The sequence below is a fragment of the uncultured Nostoc sp. genome, from assembly GCF_964245445.1.
Lineage (GTDB): Bacteria > Cyanobacteriota > Cyanobacteriia > Cyanobacteriales > Nostocaceae > Nostoc.
Genome location: NZ_CAXTNE010000376.1, coordinates 1 through 6,090, shown reverse-complemented (window position 1 = coordinate 6,090; position 6,090 = coordinate 1). Strand labels below are relative to the sequence as shown.

The window sequence follows — 6,090 nt, the reverse complement described above, 5'->3', positions numbered from 1 at the left end:
AGGTGGCGGTACAGGTAGTGGTACAGGTAGTAGTGGTATAGGTGGCACTACAGGTGGCGGTACAGGTAGTGGTACAGGTAGTAGTGGTATAGGTGGCACTACAGGTAGTGATGCTACCGGCACTGGCGCAACAGGTAGTGGTACAACAGGCAGTGATGCTACTGGCACTGGCGCAACAGGTAGTGGTACAACAGGCAGTGATGCTACCGGCACTGGCACTACAGGTAGTGATACTACAGGTACTAATAGAAATGCAGGCGTCGCAGCTTCCGAAAGAACTAATGATCGCGGTTTCGATTGGGGTTGGCTAGGTTTACTTGGTCTAGCAGGTTTAGCAGGTCTGGCTCGTAATCGCGAAAAAGTGCGGGCTTATAACGATCCTAATGAAGTAACAGGTACTCGTTCTAAATAGTATTCACCAACACTTTAGGAGCCATACAACTGTCGTTTGTTTCAACTTCAGATTACAGTGAGTGGTTAAACCAGATGTATGTGTAGGGGCGCAATATCAATATACTGTGCCCTAACAATGACACGCCAGTTTGCTCAAGTTGAGCTACTGCCTGGCCCAATGAACGTTACATTTGCTAAAACTTGTATTTTTGTTAACTCACGCACAAGGCGTTGAGCTTGATGTTTATAAAGTGGTATTGGCAACACTCCAGGCAAATTATTCATCCATTGCCTAGCAGTAGCCGAACTACATCCCGTAATCAAGACTATTTCTTGGGCGCCATACATAATAGCATTTGTAGTCAGAGCTTTTTCAATCCGCACCTGCCAAAGGCGAGGCAGCATTTCACCCCATTCAATTCGCTGCAAACTACTGCTTGTGGCTAAAACAATCAAGCGATCGCCAGCATAAAGCTTAACATCATACCAGGGCATCAAAGAGTAATTGTCTCGCTGATATTTTTGGTAGAGAATCGGCACAACATTGTACCCGTATGCTATTTCAGATAAAAGCAACCCATTGAGGGTATCGCCATCTTCAATTTTGTATTCCGTCACCATGACTATTTGTTCGCTCAAGTGAAACAAGCTCAGAACATTTTCTCCAAAGGCAGCACAAGCAAAGACTTCTGCCGATAAAGCCGCGCCACACAAAACTTGGGCATAGGGAAACAGAGGCGCTATATTATCACTAAAATGGCGATCTTGAGAGCGGATAATCAAGCTAGTGGCTGGGTTTATTGCATGAACCATCAAACCAATTTCCAGATTTTCCATATTATCGTCCCCAACTAAAACGATGCTTTTAGCACGGGAGAGATTCACCTTAGTTAGTGCTTCGGTAGCATTGCCAACAATAAGGGGCATATCTGGTAAAGTGTTTTGGTCGAGAGTGGTGCTATGAATTCCTACTAAGGGCTGGTTGAGTTCTTGCAAAAGAGCAGCCACTCTTTGTCCCAAGCGATTTAAGCCAATAATCACCACATGGTTACGTTGTGGTATTGGAGGACAAGAATTGAAAAAATGGAATCTTGAAGTGACAAGAGCATCAATCAGCAGTGCGTATAATACTCCCACGAAAGCTTGACCTGTCAACGTGAGTCCCAAACTAAACAACCGCAACCACCAAGGGATATGGTCTGAAGGTTCTAGTTGCGACGATGAAAACTCAACACCGCCAAATAAATCTCCGTATCCTCCTAAAAGCAAGACTGCTGTCGCATAAAAAGCTTCTTGCACAGTGATGTGAGGGTAATACAAGCGGTAAAGAACTATTCCAGCAAACCACAGGATGAGTACAGTAATCGCATAGATTGTCGCAATTCGCCGGATTTGATTTTGGCTTTGGTAGTAAGATTGCCAAAATTGTGCTATTTTATCCTTGTAATTCTTCGCTGTGAGGCCTTGGACAAACTGTTGCCACTGCCACCTTTGGTTATGAGATTTCCGGTGTTGCTCAGATAAAGCCAAATCGTATGCAACATCAATGTAAACTAGCGTGTCTCCTACCTGTACTTCTGCTTCTGGGTTCCAGCCAAACAATTCTTTGAGTGGATTAGATGAAGCAGGTATGTGACTCAAAATGCGGCGAGTTGTGAGATTAAGTCTATGTACTGGCTTGCCATTACACCAGCTATCCCTTGCTTGTACCTGGTGTTTTATCACTTGCAATAGTTGCCCTTCTAAGGTAAAATATCCAATGGCCTCAGAGCCGAGGGCTGTCAGAGCGAAAGCATAAGCTGAGAGATGGGTAGGCTCAAAGGCAACAAAATTGCCGAGATTTTCCCACAAGAGTTTGTTAAAATTTTGTTTGTCAGAACGAACTATCAGGCGAACGTGCGGATTAAGTCGCCGTGCTGCAAAGGCAGCTTCTATATTTATCCGCTCATTTCTGGTTACTAAAACTATTGAACGACAATGGCTTATACCTGCCTGCTCTAAAACACTTGGCTGGCGGCAGTCTCCTATAATTAACTTTTCTAGTAAGCTGGGTACTTCTGGGACTTCCCAGTGTTCAGGCTGCACATCATCAATGGCATTGACTTTAACATCGTACTCCTTTAGGACTGCAACACAATGTTGTCCTAAACTTTGGAGTCCGCATACTAAGAAAAGGTTTTGGAGTTTTTTGGAATTGGTACTAGGAGGGGAATGCACTTTCTGTTGATGGCAGTATTGGATACTGCTAACAGTATGTGTTTGCTAGAATTATACAGCAGTTTTCGTTTGCATGAAGTACAAAATCACAGGTTTTAAGGTAAAAGGATAACTTCTGTTTTAAGTTATTGGTTTTTTGCCTCATTTATTTACAAACTGCTGTAACTCATCATTTGCGTAATTCCTTGAATTAGAGTTTAGAGTCCCCAATCCCCAGTCCTTCTTTACGACAGTAAACTAGCAGAATTTACGTCTAAAAATAATGCCGCTTGGGATTGTTGACGGAGAATAGAAGCAGGACAGTCTGTACTTATAGCTCCTTGCAACATCTCTTTTACCACATTCGCTTTACGTGTTTCTGTAGCCAGACAGATAATTTTTTTAGCTGAACAAATCGTTGGGATGGTGATAGTAAAAGCATATTGCGGGACAGTTTCTAGATTCGGAAAGTGGCCTGTGCTTACTTGTTGCTGACGGTTCACTGTATCCAGTTTCACTAGTTTCACGCTGTAAGGATCTTGGAAATTTGCTACTGCTGGATCGTTAAAAGCCAAATGTCCATTTTCGCCAACACCAAGACAGCATAAGTCAATTGGTTGTGCAAGGAGTAGTTTAGTATAGCGATCGCACTCTGCCACTGGTTGCAATGTATCACCTTCTATATAATGAAATTCTTTAGGAACAACCCGCTTCTCTACACGTTCTCGCATATAGCGCCGGAAACTCGCAGAATGGTCAGCAGTAACTCCCAAATATTCATCTAGATGGAACAGAATAATTCTTGACCAATCTACACCACCCAATACAATCAAAGCATCAAGAAATTTGAGTTGGGAGTTACCTGTTGCTAACAATACAGCAGCTGTCTCCTGTTGCTTGAGAACTTGCTGTAAATGCTTTTGCGCGATTTTGGCAACATCTTGGGCCATTTCGACTTCAGAGTTGTAAATCTGCACTAGTAAATCATCAACACGAAAAAAGTTTGTAGCGGCTAGCATTTTGCTTACACAGAAGGTTATCAATTATACGGTAGTTTCTTAAGAAGCTCTATCTGTCTGCCTTGACATCGCTTATCCAATATAGATTTTAGGATTTAGCAGATTAATTTATAGCTTTTTGCGCTGTATAAAGGCAAAAAAACAATGTAAACTATTTAAATTAAGTTAACAATTATTTACATTTTATCCAAAAATCATGCTGGCTGCAATTCTCTTTGACCTAGACGGCACTATTGTCAACACTGACCCTATACACTACCAAGCTTGGGGGGAAATGCTGTTAAATTACAGTATAGAAATTGACGAAACATTTTATAAATCCAGAATTAGTGGGCGGTTAAATCCAGAAATTGTTAAGGATATTCTGCCACAATTATCAATAGCAGAAGGGCAAAAATTTGCAGATGAAAAAGAGGCGCTTTTCCGCAAACTCGCCCCGCATCTAAAACCGTTGAGTGGATTTTCTGAGCTACTAGCATGGACAGAGACACATCAGTTAAAGCGGGCATTAGTAACTAATGCCCCTAGATTAAATGCAGAATTTATGCTAGAGGTTTTGGGAATAAAAGAAGCTTTCCATATAGTTGTTTTAGCAGATGATTGTATTGCAGGTAAACCTGATCCTGCACCCTACCAAGTGGCCCTGAATAAGTTGGGGATTACAGCAGAGGAAGCGATCGCCTTAGAAGACTCTCCCTCTGGTATTTGGGCGGCGGTGAGCGCAGGTATCCGCACTATTGGCATTGCCTCTACCCACAATCCCCAACTTTTGCAGGAAATCGGCGCATTTATGGCAATTCCAGATTTTACTGATTTGCACTTGTGGACATTCCTGAACTCACTCATTGAACCAGATTTGAGTGCGATCGCTTCTAACTTATAAGCGCAAAATCTTAGAACATCAAGAGTAGAGACGCGAATTTGCTAACCCGTCTCTACTTATTTTTCTGCAAGAATCGCGTAAATTTCCCGTTTAACTTGTTCTAAAAGCTCACGCACCCGATTTATCCGCTCCATATTGCCACTACGAGCAACCTGCACCACAACAGCAGCTAATTCTGTTGCAGCATTCCGCAACTCAATAAACTCTTGGGGCTTACCTTTGACGAAACTTTTGAAGGTATCCCAAGGAGAGTCTAAAGTTTCTTGTTGAGCGCGTTCTGCCAATAATTGTCTACCTTCATCGGTGATCGTGTAAATCCGCTTGCCACCTTCTTGGGCGCTCTTGAGATAACCACCTTCCTCCAGCAATTGGAGTGTTGGATATACTGAGCCAGGACTGAGGCGACGGAAACCACCATAGCGAGTTTCCGCATCTTTAATCAGATCGTAACCATGACTAGGATGCTCGGATAATAATTCCAGCAGGATGAACTTGATATCACCTCTACGAGTCCGATATTCATCTCCCCAACCACGACCAAACATTTCATTGCCAAAGTGCTTGTCATGATCTCTACCATGATGCTTGCCATGCCCAAACCATGACCTGACAAGCAATAAATCGTCTTCGTTAACTCCTGCCCATGCAGGTGCGCCAAAACGTGACCGAAAGTGTCTAAACATAAATGAATCTCAAATCAACTTTCTCTACTATACGATATATCGGAATATATCGCGATATATCGGGATAGAATTTTGATGAAGATTTTTGAAGTAAGCAATTTTGCCAACATTACAAGCGATGCCTGTGGCGAGCTGCGGCAACGCAAACGATCAAGGACTTCCAGAAAATAAATTATCCAATTTACTCAGATAATATTTTTCTTTCTCCCCCTGCCTCCTGTTCCCTGCCCCCCTGCCTACATCGCGATAGGATATTTTTTTAGTTGGAAGTCCCTTAAGCTGTGCGTAAACGTTCAATATCCCTGATCGGCGGCGCACCGAACATGCGGGAATATTCGCGGCTGAATTGTGATTGGCTCTCATAACCCACCTGATAGGCAGCATTAGCCGCATCGGAGTTTTCGGCAAGCATCAGGCGACGTGCTTCTAATAGTCTTAATTGCTTTTGATATTGAAGCGGACTCATTGATGTCACTTCCTTAAAATGGTGATGGAAAGATGAAGGAGACATACTTGCCTGCCCAGCTAGCTCCTCAACCCGCATCGGCTTTGTAAAATTAGCCTTGATGAGTTTTATCACCTCTGCGATGCGCTGCATGTTGCTGCCAGATGTCGCAATCTGGCGGACAGCTTCACCCTGTTCACCCATTAAAAGGCGATAATAGATTTCGCGGATAATCATCGGCGCAAGGATCGGGATATCCTGCGGCGTATCCAAAAGTCGTGTCAATCTCATAGCGCAATCGAGCAACGGTGCATCGACGGTGCTGACAAATAAGCCTCTGACAGAGTTCTTCTTACCCTCAATCACACTGGTTTGAGCAGTAATAATATCGCAGAGTTGACGTGGATCTAGATTTAACTTGAACCTATCCCACTAATAATATTTTGTGAATCCAGATGTGGATAGTAGCGA

5 protein-coding genes and 1 pseudogene are annotated in these 6,090 nt (G+C 43.1%); 2 read left to right on the top strand and 4 right to left on the bottom strand.

Annotation, left to right across the window (positions count from 1 at the left end):
* A partial coding sequence (locus tag ACFE90_RS35215; RefSeq protein WP_375506907.1) for a WGxxGxxG family protein occupies nucleotides 1-412 on the top strand: 412 nt, incomplete at its 5' end.
* Between the two features lie 134 nt (nucleotides 413-546).
* Here the strand turns inward: ACFE90_RS35215 and ACFE90_RS35210 are convergent.
* Nucleotides 547-2,610 (bottom strand): potassium channel family protein, encoded by a 2,064-nt coding sequence (locus tag ACFE90_RS35210; protein WP_375506906.1) that lies wholly within the window; start codon nucleotides 2,608-2,610, stop codon nucleotides 547-549.
* A 224-nt stretch (nucleotides 2,611-2,834) separates the two neighbouring features.
* Nucleotides 2,835-3,608, bottom strand: coding sequence for a glucosamine-6-phosphate deaminase (locus ACFE90_RS35205; RefSeq protein WP_375506905.1), 774 nt, complete (start codon nucleotides 3,606-3,608; stop codon nucleotides 2,835-2,837).
* A gap of 196 nt (nucleotides 3,609-3,804) precedes the next feature.
* Here ACFE90_RS35205 and ACFE90_RS35200 point away from each other — a divergent pair, with 196 nt between their 5' ends.
* Nucleotides 3,805-4,491: an HAD family hydrolase gene (locus tag ACFE90_RS35200; protein WP_375506904.1), complete on the top strand. Its 687-nt coding sequence runs from the start codon at nucleotides 3,805-3,807 to the stop codon at nucleotides 4,489-4,491.
* Between the two features lie 56 nt (nucleotides 4,492-4,547).
* Here the strand turns inward: ACFE90_RS35200 and ACFE90_RS35195 are convergent, their stop codons facing one another.
* Both ACFE90_RS35195 and ACFE90_RS35190 read right to left on the bottom strand, forming a co-directional pair.
* Nucleotides 4,548-5,174, bottom strand: a complete 627-nt coding sequence (locus ACFE90_RS35195) for a PadR family transcriptional regulator (protein WP_375506903.1) — start codon at nucleotides 5,172-5,174, stop codon at nucleotides 4,548-4,550.
* A gap of 274 nt (nucleotides 5,175-5,448) precedes the next feature.
* Nucleotides 5,449-6,042 (bottom strand): annotated as a pseudogene (locus ACFE90_RS35190) (AraC family transcriptional regulator N-terminal domain-containing protein); the annotation flags it as partial.
* Nucleotides 6,043-6,090 lie beyond the last annotated feature (48 nt).